The sequence below is a fragment of the Candidatus Symbiopectobacterium sp. NZEC135 genome (assembly GCF_025962695.1).
The window spans coordinates 1-686 of sequence record NZ_JAGFPF010001153.1 but is presented as its reverse complement, the minus strand read 5'-3'; the positions used below and the strand labels follow the sequence as shown (position 1 = coordinate 686).

The following is a 686-nucleotide window of genomic DNA, read 5'->3' as shown; positions in this document are numbered from 1 at the left end:
GGGGTCACTGAATTTGGCGCTTTCCGGCGTGATCTTCTCCTTTATGCTGGTAAACCTGTTCGATTCCTCCGGCACCCTGATTGGTGTGACGGATAAAGCCGGGTTAGTCGACGCGCGCGGTAAATTCCCACGGATGAAGCAGGCGCTTTACGTTGATAGCATCAGCTCGGTGGCCGGTTCGTTGATTGGCACCTCCTCCGTCACCGCGTATATCGAAAGCTCTTCCGGTGTCTCGGTTGGCGGGCGCACCGGACTGACTGGGGTTGTGGTCGGTATTCTGTTCCTGCTGGTGATTTTCCTCTCACCGTTGGCCAGCATGGTGCCCGCTTATGCGGCGGCAGGTGCGCTGATTTATGTTGGGGTATTGATGACCTCGAGCCTGGCACGCGTGAAATGGGACGATCTTACCGAAGCGGTGCCTGCGTTCATTACTGCGGTGATGATGCCGTTCAGCTTCTCCATCACCGAAGGGATTGCCCTGGGCTTTATCTCCTATGTGGTGATGAAGGCGGCAACCGGGCGCTGGCGTGAAATCAGCCCTTGTGTGGTGGTGGTTGCGGCGCTGTTCCTGCTGAAGTTTATCTTTATCGACGCGCATTAATCACCCGCGCCGTCAGTAAAAAAAAAGCCCCGCTAGCGGGGCTTTTTTTATGTCAAACCGAAGGGACCTTCTCTGCAACGTGGCT

1 protein-coding gene is annotated in these 686 nt (G+C 56.0%); it reads left to right on the top strand.

The features are described from left to right. Nucleotides 1–601 (top strand): NCS2 family permease (locus tag J5224_RS33030; protein ID WP_264629129.1); only part of this gene is annotated, 601 nt, incomplete at its 5' end. Nucleotides 602–686 lie beyond the last annotated feature (85 nt).